The sequence below is a fragment of the Dietzia sp. Die43 genome, from assembly GCF_024519835.1.
Classification (GTDB): Bacteria; Actinomycetota; Actinomycetes; order Mycobacteriales; family Mycobacteriaceae; genus Dietzia; species Dietzia kunjamensis.
In genome coordinates, this window is record NZ_JALJRF010000002.1 from 228810 (window position 1) to 246639 (window position 17830).

Genomic DNA, 17830 nt, shown 5'->3' on the forward strand with positions numbered 1-17830 from the left:
CGCGCGGCGTCGCCCGCCCAGTGGTGCCCCTCGGGCCGCCGTCCCCGGGCCGACAGGGGCGCGGGGCCGACGGCGAGGGCCGCGGCGGGGCCGGCGGCGAGGGTGGCGGCGGTCAGCCTCGTCGGCCCCGGCGGACGGCCGCGGCGAGCGCGCGCAGGCTGTCGGCGGTGGTGTCCCAGCCGATGCACGCGTCCGTCACGGACCGGCCGTACACCAGCTCGTCGGCCTCGACGGACTGGGCGCCGGGCTCGAGGAAGCTCTCGATCATCAGTCCGGAGATGCCCTGCTCCCCCGCGCCGATCCGCTCGGCCAGCTCGGCCACGACCTCGGCCTGCCGCTCGTGCGACTTGCCCGAGTTGGCGTGGCTCGCGTCCACCATCACCAGACCGGGCAGCCCGACCTTGCCGACCGCCGCGACGGCCGAGGCCACGGATTCGGCGTCGTGGTTGGGTCCGCCGGTCCCGCCGCGGAGAATGACGTGGCAGTCGGTGTTGCCGGCGGTCTCCACGACCGCGGCACGCCCGTCGGCGTCGGTGCCGAAGAACACGTGCCGCGCCGCCGACGACCGGCAGCCGTCGACCGCGACCTGGACCTCGCCGTCGGTCCCGTTCTTGAAGCCCACCGGCATCGACAGTCCCGACACCAGCTGACGATGTACCTGGCTCTCCGTGGTGCGGGCGCCGATCGCGCCCCACGAGACGGCGTCGGCGATGTACTGCGGGCTGGTCGGCTCGAGGAACTCGGTCCCCACGGGTAGCCCCAGGTCGAGCACGTCGAGCAGCAGGGTGCGGGCGGTGCGCAGGCCGCGCGGGATGTCGTAGCTCCCGTCGAGCGCGGGGTCGTTGATGAGGCCCTTCCACCCGACGGTGGTCCGGGGCTTCTCGAAGTACACGCGCATCACGATGAGCAGGTCCTCGGCCGTCTCCTCCGCGAGCGCGGCGAGTCGCGCCGCGTAGTCGAGGGCCGCCTCGGTGTCGTGGACCGAACACGGGCCGACCACCACGAGCAGGCGGTCATCGCGCCCGGCGAGCACGTCGGCGACCTCGGCGCGGCTGCGCTCGACCAGCGCCTCGCGGGCCTCGCCCAGCGGGAGCTCGCCGAGGATCTCGGTCGGCGTCGGCAGCGGGGAGTAGGACAGGACTCGCCTGTCGGCGGTCTGGGTGGGGTTCTCGGCGGTGACGGTCACGGCTGTGCACTCCTGGCGATGTGGTCGTGGCGGGCCGGGTGCCGTGATCTCTTCGGTGCCCTGTGTCTCGCGCACCCGGATCCGCCGTCTGGAAAGGCGGAAGGCGGCGACCATGGTGGTCACCGCCTCTGGGCTCCGGGTGTCGAGACGTCCGTCTAGCGGACGCGTGCGCTCGCGGCGCGGGCTCCACCCGGAGCCCACATAAAGCGCCAATAAGCGCGAGCGTTCGACATGCCGGACACGATAGCAGACGGACCCGGGCCGGCCGGAATCGCCTCGCAGCCCTACCCCGACAGCCGCTCCCGCGCCTGGCGTGTCGCCCGCGAGGCTGGCGTGTCGCTCCCGCGCCTGCTCGACCAGGACGCAGCCGCGTCCCGCCATGGCGTCTGGCGTGCACCGCTGCGCAGGCCAGACGCCGTCGCGAGGGGCGGCTGCGGAACCGTCCACACCGGGGCAGGCCGTGCGGACACCCGCCATGTGAGGGGGAATACCGCGCCACGCCCTGTTGTTTGACATGTCAGCAAGTTAGGATGGGGACACCACCAGACGAGAGGCCACCATCATGCAGTTCGGAATCTTCAGCATCGCCGACATCACCCCGGACCCCACCACCGGGCGGATACCCACCGAGCACGAGCGACTGGAGGCGGTCGTCGAGTACGCCACTCTGGCCGAGCAGGTGGGCCTCGACGTCTTCGCGCTGGGTGAACACCACAACCCGCCGTTCGTGACGTCCTCCCCCACCACGACGCTGGGCTACATCGCGGGCAGGACCTCCGAGATCATCCTGTCGACGGCCACCACCCTGATCACCACCAACGACCCGGTGAAGATCGCCGAGGACTACGCCATGCTGCAGCACCTGGCAGGCGGCCGGGTGGACCTGACGATGGGCCGTGGCAACACCGGCCCGGTCTACCCGTGGTTCGGGCAGGACATCCGGCAGGGCCTGCCGATCGCGATCGAGAACTACGAACTGCTCCACCGCCTGTGGCACGAGGACGTCGTGGACTGGGAGGGCAAGTTCCGCACGGCCCTGCAGCAGTTCACCTCGACCCCGCGCCCGCTGGACGGCGTCGCGCCCTTCGTGTGGCACGGCTCGATCCGCTCGCCGCAGATCGCCGAGCAGGCCGCGTTCTACGGAGACGGCTTCTTCCACAACAACATCTTCTGGCCGATCCACCACACCAAGCAGATGGTCGAGCTGTACCGCCGCCGCTACGAGCACTACGGCCACGGCTCGGCGGACCAGGCGATCGTCGGCCTGGGCGGGCAGTTCTTCGCCCGCACCAACAGTCAGGACGCGGTCGACGAGTTCCGCCCCTACTTCGACAACGCCCCGGTCTACGGCCACGGCCCGTCGCTGGAGGACTTCACGGCCCAGACCCCGCTGACCGTCGGCTCGCCGCAGCAGATCATCGACCGATACATGACCATGCGCGAGCACGTGGGCGACTACCAGCGTCAGCTGTTCCTCATCGACCACGCCGGCCTGCCCCGCAAGACCGTTCTCGAGCAGATCGAGATCCTGGGCACCGAGATCGTGCCGACCCTGCGACTGGAACTCGACGCACTGCGCCCGGCCCACGTCCCGGACGGGCCGACCCACGCCGGGCGAGTGGCCGCCCGCGACGCCGACCTGGCCGCCGCCGGCGATCCCACCTATTCCGACGCGTACCGCTTCGGCACCGGCGACAACTGGACGGGCCTCACCGCCGAGGGCGGTCAGCGCGCCCAGGAGCAGTCGCTGGCCCGCGCCCGCCGCAACCAGGCCCGCCTCGCCGAGGCGCCGGCCGGGAAGGACTCCAAGTGACCGACTCCCACGACAGCCACTCCGCCGGGCGGCCGCTCAACCTCGTCGTCGTCGCCGCCGGAACCTCGGTGCCCTCCAGCACCCGGATGCTCGCCGACCAACTCACCGCCGCGACCCGCGACGCGCTCGCGCGGCACGGCCAGAGGGTCGACGTGACGGTCCTCGGGGCCCGCGAACTGGCGCACGAGGTCGTCGACGCCACTTTCACCAGGTTCCCCGGGGAGAAACTGGCCGCGGCGATCGACGAGATCGGCCGGGCGGATGGGCTTATCGCGGTGACGCCCATCTACAACCAGTCGTTCTCGGGCCTGTTCAAGTCGCTGTTCGACGTCATCCAACCCGGCACGATCGCCGGCGTGCCGGTGGCGTTGGGCGCGACCGGCGGAACCGCGCGTCACTCGCTGGCGGTCGACTACGCACTGCGGCCGATGTTCGCCTACCTCAAGGCCGACGTCGTGCCCACGACCGTGTTCGCGGCGTCCGAGGACTTCGGCGCCGTGGCCACCGACGGCGACGAGGACTCGCTGCGCGCCCGTACCGCGCGAGTGGGGACCGAACTGTCGGACTACATGCTGCGGTTCGCCGGGGTCACCGCCGGCGCGGTGGCGCCGACGCGCGCGGACTCCGGTCGGGGACGGAAGACCGACGACGACGAGTTCAGCGACTTCGTCCCGATGGGCGACCTCTTGGGCCGCTGAACCGGCGGGCAGGTCCTGCCCCCGGCGGGGTGTGCGGCCCGGCCCCGACGCAGACCGTCAGCGGGGGTCGGGCTGCCCGTCGGTCGACTCCAGGGGCGGGACGGCGCCGCGGTCGGTGCCCTCGTCGGCGAGCTGATCCGGCTCGGGATGCTCGGTGTCGAAGCTCTCCGGCAGGTTCTTGATGTGCTTGTTCATGTTGCGGATGAGCAGCACGGTGGCGATGAGCAACAGCAGGATCACCGGGATACCGATCGGCGATGCCTTGCCGAACTCCGGCCCCACCGGGTTGTCGTTGTACCCGGGCGTACCGGGCGACTGGTTCTGCGCGAGCACCATCGCCGACTGGTACGCCAGGATCTGGACGTCCGGTCCCAGGGTGATCATCGTGGGTCCTCACTCGTGCTCGGGCCGACGGGGAGCGCGACGTAGGGGTCGACTCCCTCGAACAGGTCTGTCTCGTATTCTCCCTCACCGAGCTCGGGAAAGCCCACCCGGCTGGCGGCGAGCTCGAACTCCTCGGTGGGCCACACCCGCTGCTGCATCTCCACGGGTGCGGCGAAGAACCAGCCGTTGGGGTCGATCTGGGTGGCGTGGGCCAGCAGTGCCGAGTTGCGCTGCTCGAAGTAGTCAGCGCACTCGACCCGCGTGGTGACCCGCTCCATGATGTCGGGGCGGTCCCCCCAACGCGACAGGAACTCCTCGAAGTGGCGCACGCCATCGCGGGCGAACAGTTCGTCGTCCAGCAGCTGGAGGCGACTCTTGGGGAATCCGTGGGTGTAGTAGACCTTGGCGATCGCCCACGGCTCACCGGCGTCCTGATACCGGTCGGGGTCGGCGGCGGCCTCGTACGCGGCCATCGACGCCGAGTGCACCTTCAGGTGATCCGGGTGGGGATATCCACCGTTCTCGTCGTAGGTGATCATCACGTGGGGACGGAACTCCCGGATCCTGCGGACCAGGGACTCGGTGACCTCGTCGTCGTCGGCCAGGGCGAAACATCCCTCCGGCAGGGGTGGCGTGGGGTCACCCTCCGGCAACCCCGAGTCCACATATCCCAGCCAGTGGTGGTCGACCCCCAGGATGTCGGCCGCGCGCGCCATCTCACGCACCCGGACGCCCGTCAGGTCCGCGACGATGTCGGGGCGGTCCATCGCGGGGTTGAGGATGTCGCCCCGCTCGCCCCCGGTGCACGTCTCCACCAGCACGTGGACGCCCTCGGCGACGTACCTGGCCATGGTTGCCGACCCCTTTGACGACTCGTCATCGGGGTGGGCGTGGACCGCCATCAGCCGCAGACCGGCCATCGGGAGCACCTGCCGTTCTTCTCACGTGAGTGGATGACCGCACCATTCTATGGGCGTCGGCCCAGGCGCCGCCCCCGGCGGGGCCCGCCGGCGACCCCCGGCCGTCCCCGCCAGCGTGCCCCGATACCCTGGTTCCATGAGTGAGCCGAGGTCGGACGCCCCGTCGCAGCCCCCCGTGGGCCCGCCCGCGGACCGGTACGCGACCGCCGACCGCGGCTCGAACCTGACCGGCAAGGTCGTCGCCGTCATCCTGGCGCTGCTCGTGGGCGGCCTCGTGGTCGCCGGCGTCTACACGACGTGGCGACTCAACCAGACGCCGGACATCACCGGTGAGGCGATCGGGGTGGAGGTCGTCGACGAGACCCGGGTCGACCTGACGTTCACCGTGACGCGCGAGGAGCCCGGCACACCCGCCTACTGCATCATCCGGGCCCAGGAGGAGTCGAAGGGCGAACTCGGCCGACGCGAGGTGTACGTCCCACCGTCGGAGAACACCACGATCCAGATCGACGCGTCCGTCTTCACCACCGGACGCGCCTTCGCCGCGGACGTCTACGGGTGTGGCGACGACGTCCCCGACTACCTGCGCAGGTAGGGCCGCAGACGGCGCGGCCGTCAGGGCCGCGCGTAACGGACGGCGAGCAACGGCGCCTGTGTTAGAATCGGCGCTTCAGCACGGCTCCATTTTTCGCGGGGCCGTGTTTTTCTTACATCACGCACGCGAACAGATTGGAGTGCGCTCATGGCGAACGACACCCAGGTCCACTGGTTGACCCAGGAATCGTACGACCGCCTCATGGCCGAGAAGGAGGCGCTGATCGCCAACCGTCCGGTCATCGCCGCCGAGATCAACGAGCGGCGCGAGGAGGGCGACCTCAAGGAGAACGCCGGCTACCACGCCGCGCGTGAGCAGCAGGGCCAGGAGGAGGCCCGCATCCGGACCATCGACGACCTGCTGGCCAACGCCCAGGTCGGCGAGACGCCCACCGAGTCCGGTGTCGCGCTCATCGGCTCCGTCGTCCGCGCCTACTACAACGGCAACGAGGACACCAAGGAGACCTTCCTCATCGGTACCCGCGGCGAGGGTTCCGGCAAGGACGACCTCGAGATCTACTCCCCCGAGTCCCCGCTCGGCAAGGCCGTCCTCGGCGCCAAGAACGGGGAGAGCCGCGAGTACACCGCCCCCAACGGCAAGAAGGTCGCCGTCACCATCGTGACCGCGGAGCCGTACCACAGCTGACCGGCTGAAGACGGGGACCGGTGGTACGTTCTTCACGAATGTCGGGTCGCCTCCAGGCGGGCCCGAATCCGCCCCGGCGTAGCAGGAGTTCCACGTGTCAGACGGTTCCCAGGACAGGCCCCACGGCCCGGCCCCGACTATCGAAGCGGCGGCCGGGCGGGTCCTGGGACCGGCACTACGGACGGGTCAGTCCCCCTTCGAGGACGACCTCTACACGTGGACGCCCGAGGTGGCCGAGGAGCTGGCCCGCCGTCTGGACTCCGACCCCGAGGAAGGGGCCGCCGGCGCGGCGCCCGGGTCGACACGCTCCCCCGTGATGCAGGCGCTGCACGACCAGCTCGAGGGCGCCCCGCGGCCCGTGGTCCTGCTCGCCGCCGAGCTGCTCTTCATCCAACAGCTCCCCCTGTCCACGGTCACGGCCCGCCTCAAGCGCGGCCGCGTCCGCGACGTCCTCTCCTGGATCGAGGACGCGCCCGCGATCCCCACCGATCTCGACGAGGTCCTCAGCGAGAAGGGCCCGCTCACCGGCGGCCTGGGTTTCAACGTGCAGATGCGCGAGCACCTGCGCTGGCTGTGCTCGTTCGTCATCCACTGGGCCGAGCTCGACGCGTCCGTCCGGGACGCCGCGCTGTCGGATCCGTGGGAATTCCAGCGCGCGGCCCGCTCCACCCCCGGTGACTGGCGGGCCATCCGCTACAGCCTCCAGTACCTCGTGTGGCCCGGCTACTTCCAGCCGATCGTCAAGCACGAACACAAGACCCGCATCCGCGACGCGTTCGCCGACCTCATCGGCGGCCCGTCCGGCATCGACGAGCTGGACATCGACCAGGACCTGCACCGCATCTCCGAGGTGCTGTCCGCGCAGCTCGGCCAGCCCGTCGACTGGTACCGCGGCTCCGTGGCCAACCAGTGGCAGCGCCACCGCGACGACCACTCCCGGCGCGCCTGGCTCGTGCGGCCCGGCCGCGGCGGCGTCGGCCAGGCCGGCCAGTGGGTCGCCCAGAACCGCATCGCGCTGCCCGCCTCGCACCTGCCGCGGATCCCCGCGCACGCCAGCCGGCTCGAGGTGTCCCAGGCCGTCGAGCAGGGCTACCCGCACCTGGACTACCAGGCCCGGTTCCAGCTCACCGCCGAGCTGCACACCTTCCTGTCCCGGATGAACCCGCAGGACGTGGTGGCCACTGTCGCCGACGCCAAACTGCATCTGGGCACCCTCACCGACGACCTCGGCTACGTCGACGACGGCGGCCAGCAACTCGAGCGTTCGGTGCTGTGGAGCACCGTCACCCTCGACCTGGAGACCCTGCCCAGTCCTCTGTCCGAGTTGATCGGCGAGCCCGGCACGGTCGTCGACCTCACCGACGGCCTGGACGCGATGCTGTCGGCGATGCACCCCGGGCGCCACTCCGCGGAGTCGCAGGTCGCCGAGGCGCCCGCCGCCGGGGCGGTGCCGACCCTGCCCGAGGTCACCGACGAGCTGGCGGACGGCCTGCACATGCCCCGCGAGGAGCTGCAGGAGATCGTCGACACCCTGCAACAGCGTCAGCAGATCGTGTTCTACGGCCCGCCCGGCACCGGCAAGACCTTCCTCGCCCAGGAACTGGCCCGCTTCCTCGCCGGCCCCGACGACCCCAGCCGGGTCCAGCTGGTGCAGTTCCACCCCAGCTACGCCTACGAGGACTTCTTCGAGGGCTACCGGCCCACGCTCACCGAGTCGGGGCAGCCCGGCTTCGCTCTCCAGGCCGGGCCGCTGCGGCGCCAGGCCGCGCGGGCGACCTCGGAGTCGGGCCGCGAACACCCGAGCTTCCTCATCATCGACGAGATGAACCGCGCCGACCTGGCCCGCGTGTTCGGCGAGATGTACTTCCTGCTGGAGTACCGGGACCGGACCGTGCTGCCGCAGTACTCCCCCGACACCTCGTTCCGGCTGCCGCGCAACCTGTTCATCATCGGGACCATGAACACCGCCGACCGGTCGATCGCCATGGTCGACGCCGCCATCCGCCGACGCTTCGCGTTCATGGAACTGCACCCCGACACCCCACCGGTGGCCGGCGTGCTGCGACGCCACCTCGAGGCGCGCGGCGTGACGACCGAGCCCGCGGAGCTGCTCGAGGCGCTCAACTCCGAGATCGACGACTCCGACCGCGACCTGCGGATCGGGCCGTCGTACTTCATGAAGGACCAGGCCACCGAGCCGGGCGGCCTCGAGGCGATCTGGCGGTTCGACCTCCTCCCGCTGCTCGAGGAGCACTACTACGGGCGGCTCACCCGCGCCGAGGTGCACGAGCGGTTCGGCCTCGCGGCGTTGCGCCGCAAGATCGGGCGGGCGTGACCGCAACTCCGACGCGCGCCGGCGCGCCGGCGTCGGCACAGTCGCCGGCGTCGCCGGTGGCGCTCGAGTTCGACGAGTTCGACCGACGTGGCCGACTGGTCAACCTGAGCTGGGAGGGTGCGCAGCACCTGTCGCAGACCGGACTCGTGGAGGTGCTGCCCGCCGGCCGTGACACGTGGCGGCTCATCCCCTGCGGCGCGGTCGGCTCGGTCCGCGTCGAAGGCCTGTCGGTGCGGGTCATGCCCGCCGCCAGCCTCGGCCTGACGCAATTGTTCTTCCTGCTCGACCACGCGGCCGACGACCCGTTCCTGTCCTCGTCCGTGCAGGCCAGGGACGACGACGAGCTGTGGACCTCCGTCGCCGAGTCCATGGCCCGGTTGGCGCACCGGGCCCTGTCCGCCGGGCTGCTGCGCGGGTACCGCAGGGTGGACGAGGCGCTGACCACCGTGCGCGGCCGGATCCGCCTGGGTGACCAGATCCGCCGCCACCCGGGCATGACCATCCCGCTCGAGGTCACCTACTCCGAGTTCACCCCGGACATCGCAGAGAACCGCATCCTGCGGACGGCCGCCCACCGCCTCCAGTTCCTGCCCGAGCTGCCCGATGCCACCCGCCGCCAGCTGGCGATGGTCGACGCCCGACTCTCGGATGCCACGCTCATCGGCCAGGGCGCGCCCGTGCCGGCGTGGACGCCCAGCAGGCTCAACGCCCGCTACCAGGACGCGCTGGCGTTGGCGGACCGCATCGTGCGGCGGATCTCGGTGGAGGTCGAGGACGGTCACGCCGCGTCGGCGGCTTTCGTCACCGAAATGCCGGCACTGTTCGAACGCTTCGTGGAAGCCGAGCTGACCGCCGCCCTCGACGGCCGGGGTGGTCGGCTGCTGCAGAACCCCGTCGTCAACCTGGATTCCGGTGCCGAGGCGGACGACGCGCCGTCGGGGCGTCACAGCGCGCCGTCCGACGACGGTGACCACATCTCCGTGCGCACGGGGTTGGTGTACGAGGTCGACGGCGAGCCCGTCACCACGTTCGTCCCGACCTATCCCACGGACCGCCGGGCCCGCGCCGCCGAGCACTATCGACTGTTGGCCGCCTGCACCGCGCTCGGGGTGGACCGCGCGTACCTGGTCTACCCGGCCCAGCGGCGCGACGATTCCCCCCAGCCCCGACGGATCGTCCACACCGACATCTCGATCGTGGAGTACCCGATCGATCTCTCGCGCGGGCCCGCCGAGAGCAGGAGGGCTATCGTCGAGTTGGCCCAGCACGCCCGTGAGCTGGCCGCTCCGTCCGCCGCACGCCACCGAACAGCCTCACGTCACGACGCCGGGGCCCACCACAGCGCAGAGTCCGACCACAACGCAGAGTTCGACCACAACCCAGAGGGGAGACGACACGCCCGATGACCGACGCCGACGACGCCTCCCGACGCATCTGGATGAGCCTCGGGCTGGCAGCCGTGGGCACGGTGGGGGCGTACCGCGGCGCGCAGGAGGTACTCACGCAGCAGGCCAGGATCGCCCGCCGGGTGATCCCCAAGCCGACGTCGCGGCCCTACTCCGGCGACGGGCTCTACCGGCCCAGGGCCAGCGCGCCCGAACCGTGGCGGCCCGGCATGACGTGCGACGTGCACATGATGATCTTCGGCGACTCGCTCGCCGCCGGCCTGGGCGCCGACTCCCCTGACGAGCTGCCCGGCGTGCTGCTGGCACGCGGCCTGGCCGAGGAATCCGGGTGGAACGTGCGGCTGAGCATCAAGGCGATCGTCGGCGCCACCTCCAAGGGACTGCCCGGGCAGATCGAGGCCATGCAGATCGCGCACGGCGACCCCGACATCTCGGTGATCCTCATCGGCGGCAACGACATCACCTCCCGCAACGCGATCGGCCCCTCGGCCCGCCGCGTGGGCGAGGCCGTGCGGGCGCTGCGGGAGAACGGTTCACACGTCGTCGTGGGCACCTGCCCCGACCTGAGCATCATCAAGCCGGTCCCCCAGCCGTTGCGATCGGTCATGTCCGGCCTGAGCCGACGCCTGGCCGCCGCGCAGGCCGTGCAGGCCCGCAGGGCCGGCGGCGTCCCCGTCTCCCTCGCGGAGACCCTTGCGCCCGAGTTCCACCGTCGCGGCGAGAGCCTGTTCTCGCCCGACCGCTTCCACCCCAACTCCGCCGGATACGAGCTCGCCGCCGGCCTGCTGCTGCCCGCCGTGTGCGTTGCCCTGGGCGTGTGGGACGAGATTCCCGAGGAGCACGTGCCGCGCGACGCCGAGGAGGCCGCCGCGTCGCTGGAGGCCGCCGAGAGCGCCGCGGCAGACGCTGCGTCGGATGCCCGCGCGGAACCGGACGCCGATTCCTCCGACGCCGCCTCTCCGGCCGAGCACCGCGAGTCCGTGGTGGCCCGGCTGACCAAGCGCCTGACCGACTTCGCCCGCACTCACGAGGATGCGAACGACGGTGACCGGAACACGTTCCTGCATAATGAGGACGTGGACGGTGACCCCGAGAGCACGGGCGAGGCCCGTGAGGCCGCGGACACCCTCCGACGCCGTAGCCGGATCCTGACACCGACCCGCTCGACGCGGGACGACCCGGATCCCCAGGACTGACCCGACCACACCAGCACTCACCCGCAACGAAGGAGCTCTCCATGCCGGAAGCCGTGATCGTCTCGTACGCCCGTTCCCCCATCGGGCGCGCCAACAAGGGTTCCCTCGTGGGCATCCGCTCCGACGACCTCACCGCCCAGATGGTCAAGGCCGCGCTGGACAAGATCCCCGCGCTCGACCCCACCCAGATCGACGACCTCATGTTGGGGAACGGGCTGCCCGGCGGCCAGCAGGGGTTCAACATGGCCCGCGTCGTGTCGGTCCTCGCCGGCCTGGACACCGTGCCCGGCACCACCGTCAACCGCTACTGCTCCTCTTCGCTGCAGACCACCCGCATGGCACTGCACGCGATCAAGGCCGGGGAGGGTGACGTGTTCATCTCCGCCGGCGTGGAGACCGTCTCCAACTTCCAGTACGGCACCTCCGACCACATCCCGAACACCCACAACCCGATCTTCGCCGACGCCGAGGCCCGCACCGCCGCGCGCGCCGAGGGCGGGGCCCCTGTGTGGACCGACCCGCGCGCCGAGGGCCTGCTGCCCGACGTGTACATCCCGATGGGCCAGACCGCCGAGAACGTGGCCCAGATGACCGGCATCACCCGCGAGGAGCAGGACCGCTGGGGCGTGCGCTCGCAGGAGCGCGCCGTGGCCGCCGTCGACCGTGGCCACTTCGCCAATGAGATCACCCCGGTGACGATGCCCGACGGCACCGTCGTCTCCGCCGACGACGGCCCGCGGCCCGGCACCACCTACGAGAAGATCTCGCAGCTCAAGCCGGTCTTCCGTCCCGACGGCACCATCGCGGCCGGCAACTGCTGCCCGCTCAACGACGGTGCTGCCGCCCTGGTGATCATGTCCGATACCAAGGCCAAGGAGCTGGGCCTGACCCCGCTCGCGCGCGTCGTCTCCACCGGCGTGTCCGGCCTGTCGCCCGAGATCATGGGCCTGGGGCCGATCGAGGCCGTCAAGAACGCCCTGCGGATCGCCGGCAAGTCGATCTCCGACATCGACCTGTTCGAGATCAACGAGGCGTTCGCCGTGCAGGTGCTCGGCTCGGCCCGCGAGCTCGGCATCGAGGAGGACAAGCTCAACATCAACGGCGGTGCCATCGCGCTCGGCCACCCCTTCGGTATGACGGGCGCCCGCATCACCGCGTCGCTGCTCAACAACCTGCAGGCCGAGGACAAGCAGTTCGGCGTCGAGACCATGTGCGTCGGCGGCGGCCAGGGCATGGCGATGGTGCTCGAGCGCCTCAGCTGATCCCATCCGGCGTGGCCTGAGCCCGCGCCACCCCGCGGCACTGCGAGCGCCCCGGGCACGCTTCTCTCGAGGAAGTGTGCCCGGGGCGCTCTCGCCGTTGGTCCTGCAGCCGGCTACCCCGGCGGCGCCCGCGGGGTGTACGAGGCGGGCCGGGCACGCCGGCCGCCGCCGGAACCCCATCGCCGCCACACCCGAAATGCCGACGACCCCGGCTCCCCTCGCGGGGGGCCGGGGCCGTGGGATTCGCCGGAACCTGACCTGATCAGTCAGGCAGCGCTACAGCTCGCGCCGGTCAGTCGCGGAAGTAGCTCATGAGGCGGAGGATCTCGACGTACAGCCACACCAGGGTGACCGTGAGGCCGAGCGCGACGCCCCACGCCATCTTGGACGGGGCACCGGCGCGCACGAGGCGGTCGGCGTTGTCGAAGTCCATCAGGAAGCTGAACGCGGCCAGGCCGATGCACAGGAGGGAGAAGCCGATCGCGATCGGGCCGCCGTCGTAGAGCGGGTTGGTGCCGGTGAACAGGCTCAGCACGATGCTGCCCAGGGCCGCGAACAGCACGCCGACGATCGCGGCGGACATGAAGCGGGTGAACTTGGGCGTCACGCGCACGGCGCCGGTCTTGTAGACGAACAGCATGCCCACGAAGACGCCGATGGTGCCGAGGATCGCGGCACCCACCGCGCCGAGGACGCCGCCGGTCCCCTGCAGGTCGATGGTGAACAGGTACGTCGCCGCGCCGACGAACAGCCCCTCGAGGGCGCCGTAGGTCAGGGTGACGGGCGCGGAGTCCATCTTGCGCGCGAAGGTGGCGATCAGAACGGTGATCAGGCCGCCGATGCCGCCGACCAGGATGAACGGGAACAGCAGCCCCGGGTTCATCGTGATCAGGTAGAAGGAGATCGTGCCGACGATGGCGAGCAGACCGAGGGTCGTGCCGGTCTTCGCGACCACATCATCGATCGTCATGGGCCGCGTGTCGGCGGCGAACTGCGGGTGCGCCTGCGGGGCACCGTAACCGGCCTGGGCACCGAAGCCCTGCTGGCCGTACTGGCCCTGCTGGAAGGCGCCACGGCCGGCACCACCGAGATGGGTGGCGCCGCGGGCACTGTCCGTGGACAGTGAACTGAAGACCGGGTTGCTACTGGTGCGCATCGAGGTCCCTTCGGAATTGTCGGGGAAGGTCGTTGGTCGAGAGTCCCCGCCGGGTCACCGACGAATCACTCGTACATAGTCAACGCGCGGGCTCACCTGTGTGTTCCCGGCGCCGATACCTATCTTGCCCGATCCGTTCGCCCGGCCCGGAACGACTCACGGGAACGACGACGACGACGACGAAGATTTCAGCGCCGAGCGATTCTGCGGTCCCCGACGCCGCGGATCATTCGCAGGCGACACCGTCGTCGTCGCGGTCCAGTTTCGAGGCGTACCCCGGCTGCCCGCGGTACAGCGGCGCGACGCCGGCGGCCCGGGCCGCCGAACAGTTGGCGTAGTACGCCGCCTGCGGGACCGGCTCGGCGACCGGGGCGGGCGCGTAGGTCTGCGGCGGGGCGTACGTCTGGACCGGGGCGGGCGCGTACGTGGGCTCGGGAGCCACCGGCTGCCGGGGCGCGGACTCCGACTCGACGGCGACGGGCGTGACCGGGGTCGCCGAGGCCGGTGAACTCGTGGGGGTCTGCGTCACGGTGGTCGTCGGCGCCGCGGCCCGGGCCGTGGTGGTGACGGTGCTGGTCGCGGCCACCGGGCTCGAGGCCGGGGTCGGCGTGGGCGCGGGGGTGGGCATCAGTGCCGCCCCGACGATGAACATGGCCACCGAGACGGAGCCGACCACCGGCCAGCGACGGGTGAACGGGCGCAGCGGGGTGTTCCAGGTCAGCGGGCTCAGCGCGTCCGGGGCGACGAAGCCGGACATCGACTGCGCGGCGAGAGCGGCCTGCCGGTCGAGTTGGAAGTCCTCCTCGGCGTGGGTGCGGTCCTCACGCTCGCAGAAGACCCACCACCCGCCCGCCACGGCCATGGCCAGACCGATGAGCGCCATCGCCACCGACTCGAGGACGCCGCTGCCGAGCGTTCCGAGCGCCCCCACCAGTATGATCCCGCCCATGACCAGGCCGGCCCAGGCGAGGACCGGCTTCCAGACGGGAGGCGTGAGGTAGGTGGGCTCGGTCAGGGTCGGACGGGCCATGGAGGGCAGGACGATCGGCATGCTCGCGGTCTTTCGAGGGAGGTGAGGGGCCCGCGGCGGCCAACGGACGACGCGCGGTGAGGATGTGAACACTACTCCACCGCGTGCCGCCCGCCAAAGAAATCCTTATCCAGACAGGGGTCGGCCCCGCGCAGGGTCCACTACCCCAGCGCCACCTTGTGGTTCCACGATCGCGCGGTGCGCCAGAGGCAGAACGCCGCCACCGCGACCAGGGAGACCACGAACCCGACCGGCATGACCTCGCTGGTCGTGTGCCCCGCGGCGAGCTCGCCGACAAGGTCGAACCGGACGAGGCCCAGGGTCTCGCCCTCTGCCTCCCCCACCCCGAACGGGATCACGAGCATGCCGAGCAGGGCAAGGACCTGGCTGGCGATGTAGACCGCGACGAACACCACCACGGGCCCGCCGGCACCGAGTCCGGCCAGTCGCCGCTCGTGCCCCACCGAGACGGCGAAGTAGTAGTACACCGGCCAGACGAGGAACCAGGCCAGCACCAGTGCCAACCCGGCGGCGATCATCCACCCCGGGGTCACGGCCGTGACCGTGGACCACGCCTCGGTCAGCGTCGACCACGACGGCGCGGTGCCCCCGGACCGCTGCGAGTTCGCCCACCACGCGAGCAGCGCGAGCACGACGGTCAGGACGATCGCCGCCAGCGAGGCGAGCATCGCCCACGCCAGCTTGGCCCGGAAGATGCGGGCCCCGCGGACCGGGATCGAGTGCGTGAAGTAGCCCGTCCGGCCGTAACCGGAGCGCCAGTAGTCGGCGGCGAGGGCCAACTGGACGGCCGGGACCGCCACGACCGCGGCGAGCATGCCCGCGGCCAGCCCGAGCTCGGACAGGAGCGGCCATCCCGAGGCACCGAGCAGGCTGCCCAGCACGCCGACCAGCGCGATCAACCCGAAGAGGGTCGCGAGCGGACCGCGCGTGCGCAGCCACTCGTGCTTGAGGAGTGTTGTCGTCGTCGCGGTCATCGGTAGGTCTCCCTGAAGATCTGGTCGAGGCTGGCGCCCCGGCTGCCGCGGAGGTCGTCGGCGTCGCCGGAGAGCAGGACGCGGCCGTGGCGCATCATGACGGCGGCGTCGAGGATCGGCTCGAGGTCGTGGACGAGGTGGGTGGTGATGAGCAGGAGCGAGTCCTCGGAGAGGTTGCGTACGATCCCGTCGAGGATCACCTGACGCGCGGCCGGGTCGACGCCCGAGATGGGCTCGTCGAGGAGGAACACGCGCGCGTCGCGGGACATCGCCAGGGCGATCTGGACCTTCTCGCGCATGCCCTTGGACATCTGCTTGAGGCGCGCCGACTCGCTCAGGCCGAAGAAACCGATGAGGTCGCGCGCCTTCTCGGGCTGAAAGTCGGCGAAGAAGTCCGTGTACAGCTCGAGGCAGTAGCTCACCCGCGCGGCGTCGGGCAGGAAGCTGGTATCGGGCAGGTAGGAGACGAGAGCCTTGGATTCCGGGCCGGGGACGTGACCGGCGATCCGCACGTCGCCGGAGTACCCGGCCAGGACGCCGGCGAGGATCTTGAGCAGCGTGGTCTTGCCGCAGCCGTTCTCGCCCAGCAGGCCCACGATCTGCCCCGGGGCCAGGGCCATGTCCAGGCCGTCGAGAGCGGTGGTGGCGCCGTACGTCATGCGGAGCCCGGTGGCCTCAACGAGTGTAGTGGCGGGGCTCGCGGTGGCGGCGTGGTCGGTGGCGCTCATGTCAGGCACCTCCGTCGTGCTCATCGGTAGTGGTGTGTTCATGGGTGTCCCATCTGTGGTCGAGCAGCGTTCGGGCTTTGTCGTGCGCCATTCCCAGGCCGCGGACGCGTCGGATGAAGGCGTCGGCGGCGCCGGTGGCGAGGTCGGCGCGGACCTCGTCTATCCGTTCATCGTCCTGCGTGACGAACCGCCCGGTGGCCCGCTCGGACCGGCACAGTTCGAGCCGTTCCAGTTCCGCGAGGGCCCGCTGGGCGGTGTTGGGGTTGACGCCGAGATCGGCCGCCAACTCCCGGACGCCGGGCATCTTCTCCCCGGCCGCCCACTCCCCGGTCACGATGCGCCGCGAGAACTCCCCGACGAGCTGCACCCAGATCGGGGACGAGTTGTCGAACTGCATCGCCGCCCCGCTTCCGTGTTGCTGTATTAGGTGCTTAATACAGTGACATCAGGCGGGGCGCTTGTCAAAAAGTGGATGCTGACGAGCCGTTGTGCGGGGCGGCCCAGAGGCGCAGACTGAGGCAAGGACCTGCGGAAAGGGCCGGCCATGAACGCACTCGTCGTGTACGAATCCGCGTGGGGGAACACCAGGCTCGTCGCCGAGGCGATCAGCGACGGCCTGTCCCCTCACCTGACCGCCGAGGTGGTGGCCGCCCACCAAGCGCCGCCGCTCGCCGAACTCAAGGTGGACCTCCTCGTGGTGGGCGCGCCGACCCACGCGTTCGGGCTACCCCGCGACGGCACCCGCGAGGACGCCCACGCCCGCGGCGGCGAGCTGATCCCGTCGGGAGTGCGCGAGTGGCTCGACGCCGCCGAGCCCGCCTCCCTTGCGGTGGCCACCTTCGACACCCACGTCCGCCATCCCGACCTCCCCGGCCATGCAGGCAAGAAGGCCGCAAAGAAGCTACGCAAGCTCGGCTGCCACCCGGTGACGGATCCCGAGACCTTCTACGTGGACGGCTACGAGGGCCCGCTCCTGCCCGGCGAGCTGGAGCGCGCGAGGGAATGGGGAGACGGCCTGACGCGCGGCGACTGGTGAGCCGGGCCGGGTGTCGGCGGGGTGGGCTTCGAGGGAAACTACGACGACGAGGTCGACCACCCCGCCCACGCCGCAGGTGCAGGGCGTGCCGAACCGGCAGGGTTGACCGATACCCCTAGGGGTATGTAACCTCGGGGCATCAGCCAGTCGGATCATCGGCCGGCGGTCGGCGCGATTCACGCCGACGACAACCCCACCCCCTGAGGAGTCTCATCATGTGCCGTCCCGCCACCTGCAAGAAGTGCGGCAAGACCACCTGGGCCGGATGCGGAATGCACGTCGACCAGGTGATGGCCGGCGTGCCCAGGGCCGACCGCTGCCCGGGCCACGAGTCGGACGTCCCCGCCGTCAAGGACGGCTTCTTCGCCAAGATGTTCAGCAGGTAGTCCCGACCGCCGCCGTCGAGCCTGGCGGAATTCGATCCGCATTCGATCCGCCCCTCGGA

The 17830-nt window shown here is 70.9% G+C and carries 18 protein-coding genes; 10 read left to right on the forward strand and 8 right to left on the reverse strand.

Annotated elements, in window-relative coordinates:
• Nucleotides 1-112: 112 nt before the first annotated feature.
• Nucleotides 113-1186: a 3-deoxy-7-phosphoheptulonate synthase gene (locus NR111_RS02620; protein ID WP_256819798.1), complete on the reverse strand. Its 1074-nt coding sequence runs from the start codon at nucleotides 1184-1186 to the stop codon at nucleotides 113-115.
• Nucleotides 1187-1748: 562 nt separating this feature from the next.
• Between NR111_RS02620 and NR111_RS02625 the strand changes: the two genes are divergently transcribed.
• Together NR111_RS02625 and NR111_RS02630 are read left to right on the forward strand one after the other, a co-directional pair.
• Nucleotides 1749-2999 carry an LLM class flavin-dependent oxidoreductase gene (locus tag NR111_RS02625; protein WP_256819799.1) on the forward strand — a complete coding sequence of 417 codons (1251 nt, stop codon included), beginning with the start codon at nucleotides 1749-1751 and terminating at the stop codon, nucleotides 2997-2999.
• Entirely contained in the window at nucleotides 2996-3697 is a 702-nt protein-coding gene (locus NR111_RS02630) for a CE1759 family FMN reductase (protein ID WP_256819800.1), read from the forward strand. The genes NR111_RS02625 and NR111_RS02630 overlap by 4 nt, the downstream gene beginning before the upstream one ends.
• A 57-nt stretch (nucleotides 3698-3754) precedes the next feature.
• On the opposite strand, the gene NR111_RS02635 is transcribed toward NR111_RS02630, so the two are convergent.
• Nucleotides 3755-4081 (reverse strand): hypothetical protein, encoded by a 327-nt coding sequence (locus tag NR111_RS02635; protein ID WP_067715680.1) that lies wholly within the window; start codon nucleotides 4079-4081, stop codon nucleotides 3755-3757.
• Nucleotides 4078-5001, reverse strand: coding sequence for a mycothiol conjugate amidase Mca (gene mca / locus NR111_RS02640; protein WP_206472554.1), 924 nt, complete (start codon nucleotides 4999-5001; stop codon nucleotides 4078-4080). The genes NR111_RS02635 and mca overlap by 4 nt, the downstream gene beginning before the upstream one ends.
• Before the next feature lie 136 nt (nucleotides 5002-5137).
• Between mca and NR111_RS02645 the strand changes: the two genes are divergently transcribed.
• From NR111_RS02645 to NR111_RS02670, 6 genes are all read left to right on the forward strand, one after another.
• Nucleotides 5138-5596, forward strand: a complete 459-nt coding sequence (locus NR111_RS02645) for a DUF4307 domain-containing protein (RefSeq protein WP_067715685.1) — start codon at nucleotides 5138-5140, stop codon at nucleotides 5594-5596.
• 147 nt (nucleotides 5597-5743) lie between these two features.
• Nucleotides 5744-6241: a transcription elongation factor GreA gene (gene greA, locus NR111_RS02650; protein WP_067715687.1), complete on the forward strand. Its 498-nt coding sequence runs from the start codon at nucleotides 5744-5746 to the stop codon at nucleotides 6239-6241.
• 94 nt (nucleotides 6242-6335) lie between these two features.
• On the forward strand, nucleotides 6336-8576 hold the full coding sequence (locus NR111_RS02655; RefSeq protein WP_206472556.1) for an AAA family ATPase: 2241 nt from the start codon (nucleotides 6336-6338) through the stop codon (nucleotides 8574-8576).
• Complete coding sequence (locus NR111_RS02660; protein WP_256819801.1) at nucleotides 8573-9982, forward strand: McrC family protein; 1410 nt, start codon at nucleotides 8573-8575, stop codon at nucleotides 9980-9982. The genes NR111_RS02655 and NR111_RS02660 overlap by 4 nt, the downstream gene beginning before the upstream one ends.
• Nucleotides 9979-11178, forward strand: a complete 1200-nt coding sequence (locus tag NR111_RS02665) for an SGNH/GDSL hydrolase family protein (protein ID WP_256819802.1) — start codon at nucleotides 9979-9981, stop codon at nucleotides 11176-11178. Before NR111_RS02660 ends, NR111_RS02665 begins: the two co-directional genes overlap by 4 nt.
• A gap of 41 nt (nucleotides 11179-11219) precedes the next feature.
• Nucleotides 11220-12440, forward strand: a complete 1221-nt coding sequence (locus NR111_RS02670; protein WP_154828059.1) for an acetyl-CoA C-acetyltransferase — start codon at nucleotides 11220-11222, stop codon at nucleotides 12438-12440.
• Nucleotides 12441-12732: 292 nt separating this feature from the next.
• Here the strand turns inward: NR111_RS02670 and NR111_RS02675 are convergent, their stop codons facing one another.
• The 5 genes from NR111_RS02675 to NR111_RS02695 all read right to left on the reverse strand — a co-directional run bounded on the left by NR111_RS02675 (nucleotide 12733) and on the right by NR111_RS02695 (nucleotide 16746).
• Nucleotides 12733-13596, reverse strand: a complete 864-nt coding sequence (locus tag NR111_RS02675) for a Bax inhibitor-1/YccA family protein (protein WP_069389597.1) — start codon at nucleotides 13594-13596, stop codon at nucleotides 12733-12735.
• Between the two features lie 226 nt (nucleotides 13597-13822).
• Nucleotides 13823-14647, reverse strand: a complete 825-nt coding sequence (locus tag NR111_RS02680; protein WP_205475761.1) for an excalibur calcium-binding domain-containing protein — start codon at nucleotides 14645-14647, stop codon at nucleotides 13823-13825.
• Nucleotides 14648-14787: 140 nt separating this feature from the next.
• Nucleotides 14788-15621 (reverse strand): hypothetical protein, encoded by an 834-nt coding sequence (locus NR111_RS02685; protein ID WP_120283783.1) that lies wholly within the window; start codon nucleotides 15619-15621, stop codon nucleotides 14788-14790.
• Entirely contained in the window at nucleotides 15618-16349 is a 732-nt protein-coding gene (locus NR111_RS02690; protein ID WP_241260950.1) for an ABC transporter ATP-binding protein, read from the reverse strand. Before NR111_RS02690 ends, NR111_RS02685 begins: the two co-directional genes overlap by 4 nt.
• A gap of 1 nt (nucleotide 16350) precedes the next feature.
• Nucleotides 16351-16746 carry a GntR family transcriptional regulator gene (locus NR111_RS02695; protein WP_206472565.1) on the reverse strand — a complete coding sequence of 132 codons (396 nt, stop codon included), beginning with the start codon at nucleotides 16744-16746 and terminating at the stop codon, nucleotides 16351-16353.
• A gap of 147 nt (nucleotides 16747-16893) precedes the next feature.
• On the opposite strand from NR111_RS02695, the gene NR111_RS02700 reads away from it, so the two are divergent.
• Nucleotides 16894-17385: a flavodoxin domain-containing protein gene (locus NR111_RS02700; RefSeq protein ID WP_256819803.1), complete on the forward strand. Its 492-nt coding sequence runs from the start codon at nucleotides 16894-16896 to the stop codon at nucleotides 17383-17385.
• A 215-nt stretch (nucleotides 17386-17600) separates the two neighbouring features.
• Nucleotides 17601-17771: a hypothetical protein gene (locus NR111_RS02705; protein ID WP_167492419.1), complete on the forward strand. Its 171-nt coding sequence runs from the start codon at nucleotides 17601-17603 to the stop codon at nucleotides 17769-17771.
• The last annotated feature ends 59 nt before the right edge of the window (nucleotides 17772-17830 follow it).

What these genes read in the sequence shown, in the direction of transcription:
- NR111_RS02625 (WP_256819799.1), top strand. Translation starts at nt 1,749, where the DNA reads ATGCAGTTCGGAATCTTCAGCATCGCCGACATCACCCCGGACCCCACC.
- NR111_RS02635 (WP_067715680.1), bottom strand. Translation starts at nt 4,081, where the DNA reads ATGATCACCCTGGGACCGGACGTCCAGATCCTGGCGTACCAGTCGGCG.
- mca (WP_206472554.1), bottom strand. Translation starts at nt 5,001, where the DNA reads ATGGCCGGTCTGCGGCTGATGGCGGTCCACGCCCACCCCGATGACGAG.
- NR111_RS02645 (WP_067715685.1), top strand. Translation starts at nt 5,138, where the DNA reads ATGAGTGAGCCGAGGTCGGACGCCCCGTCGCAGCCCCCCGTGGGCCCG.
- greA (WP_067715687.1), top strand. Translation starts at nt 5,744, where the DNA reads ATGGCGAACGACACCCAGGTCCACTGGTTGACCCAGGAATCGTACGAC.
- NR111_RS02665 (WP_256819802.1), top strand. Translation starts at nt 9,979, where the DNA reads ATGACCGACGCCGACGACGCCTCCCGACGCATCTGGATGAGCCTCGGG.
- NR111_RS02670 (WP_154828059.1), top strand. Translation starts at nt 11,220, where the DNA reads ATGCCGGAAGCCGTGATCGTCTCGTACGCCCGTTCCCCCATCGGGCGC.
- NR111_RS02675 (WP_069389597.1), bottom strand. Translation starts at nt 13,596, where the DNA reads ATGCGCACCAGTAGCAACCCGGTCTTCAGTTCACTGTCCACGGACAGT.
- NR111_RS02680 (WP_205475761.1), bottom strand. Translation starts at nt 14,647, where the DNA reads ATGCCGATCGTCCTGCCCTCCATGGCCCGTCCGACCCTGACCGAGCCC.
- NR111_RS02685 (WP_120283783.1), bottom strand. Translation starts at nt 15,621, where the DNA reads ATGACCGCGACGACGACAACACTCCTCAAGCACGAGTGGCTGCGCACG.
- NR111_RS02690 (WP_241260950.1), bottom strand. Translation starts at nt 16,349, where the DNA reads ATGAGCGCCACCGACCACGCCGCCACCGCGAGCCCCGCCACTACACTC.
- NR111_RS02695 (WP_206472565.1), bottom strand. Translation starts at nt 16,746, where the DNA reads ATGCAGTTCGACAACTCGTCCCCGATCTGGGTGCAGCTCGTCGGGGAG.
- NR111_RS02700 (WP_256819803.1), top strand. Translation starts at nt 16,894, where the DNA reads ATGAACGCACTCGTCGTGTACGAATCCGCGTGGGGGAACACCAGGCTC.
- NR111_RS02705 (WP_167492419.1), top strand. Translation starts at nt 17,601, where the DNA reads ATGTGCCGTCCCGCCACCTGCAAGAAGTGCGGCAAGACCACCTGGGCC.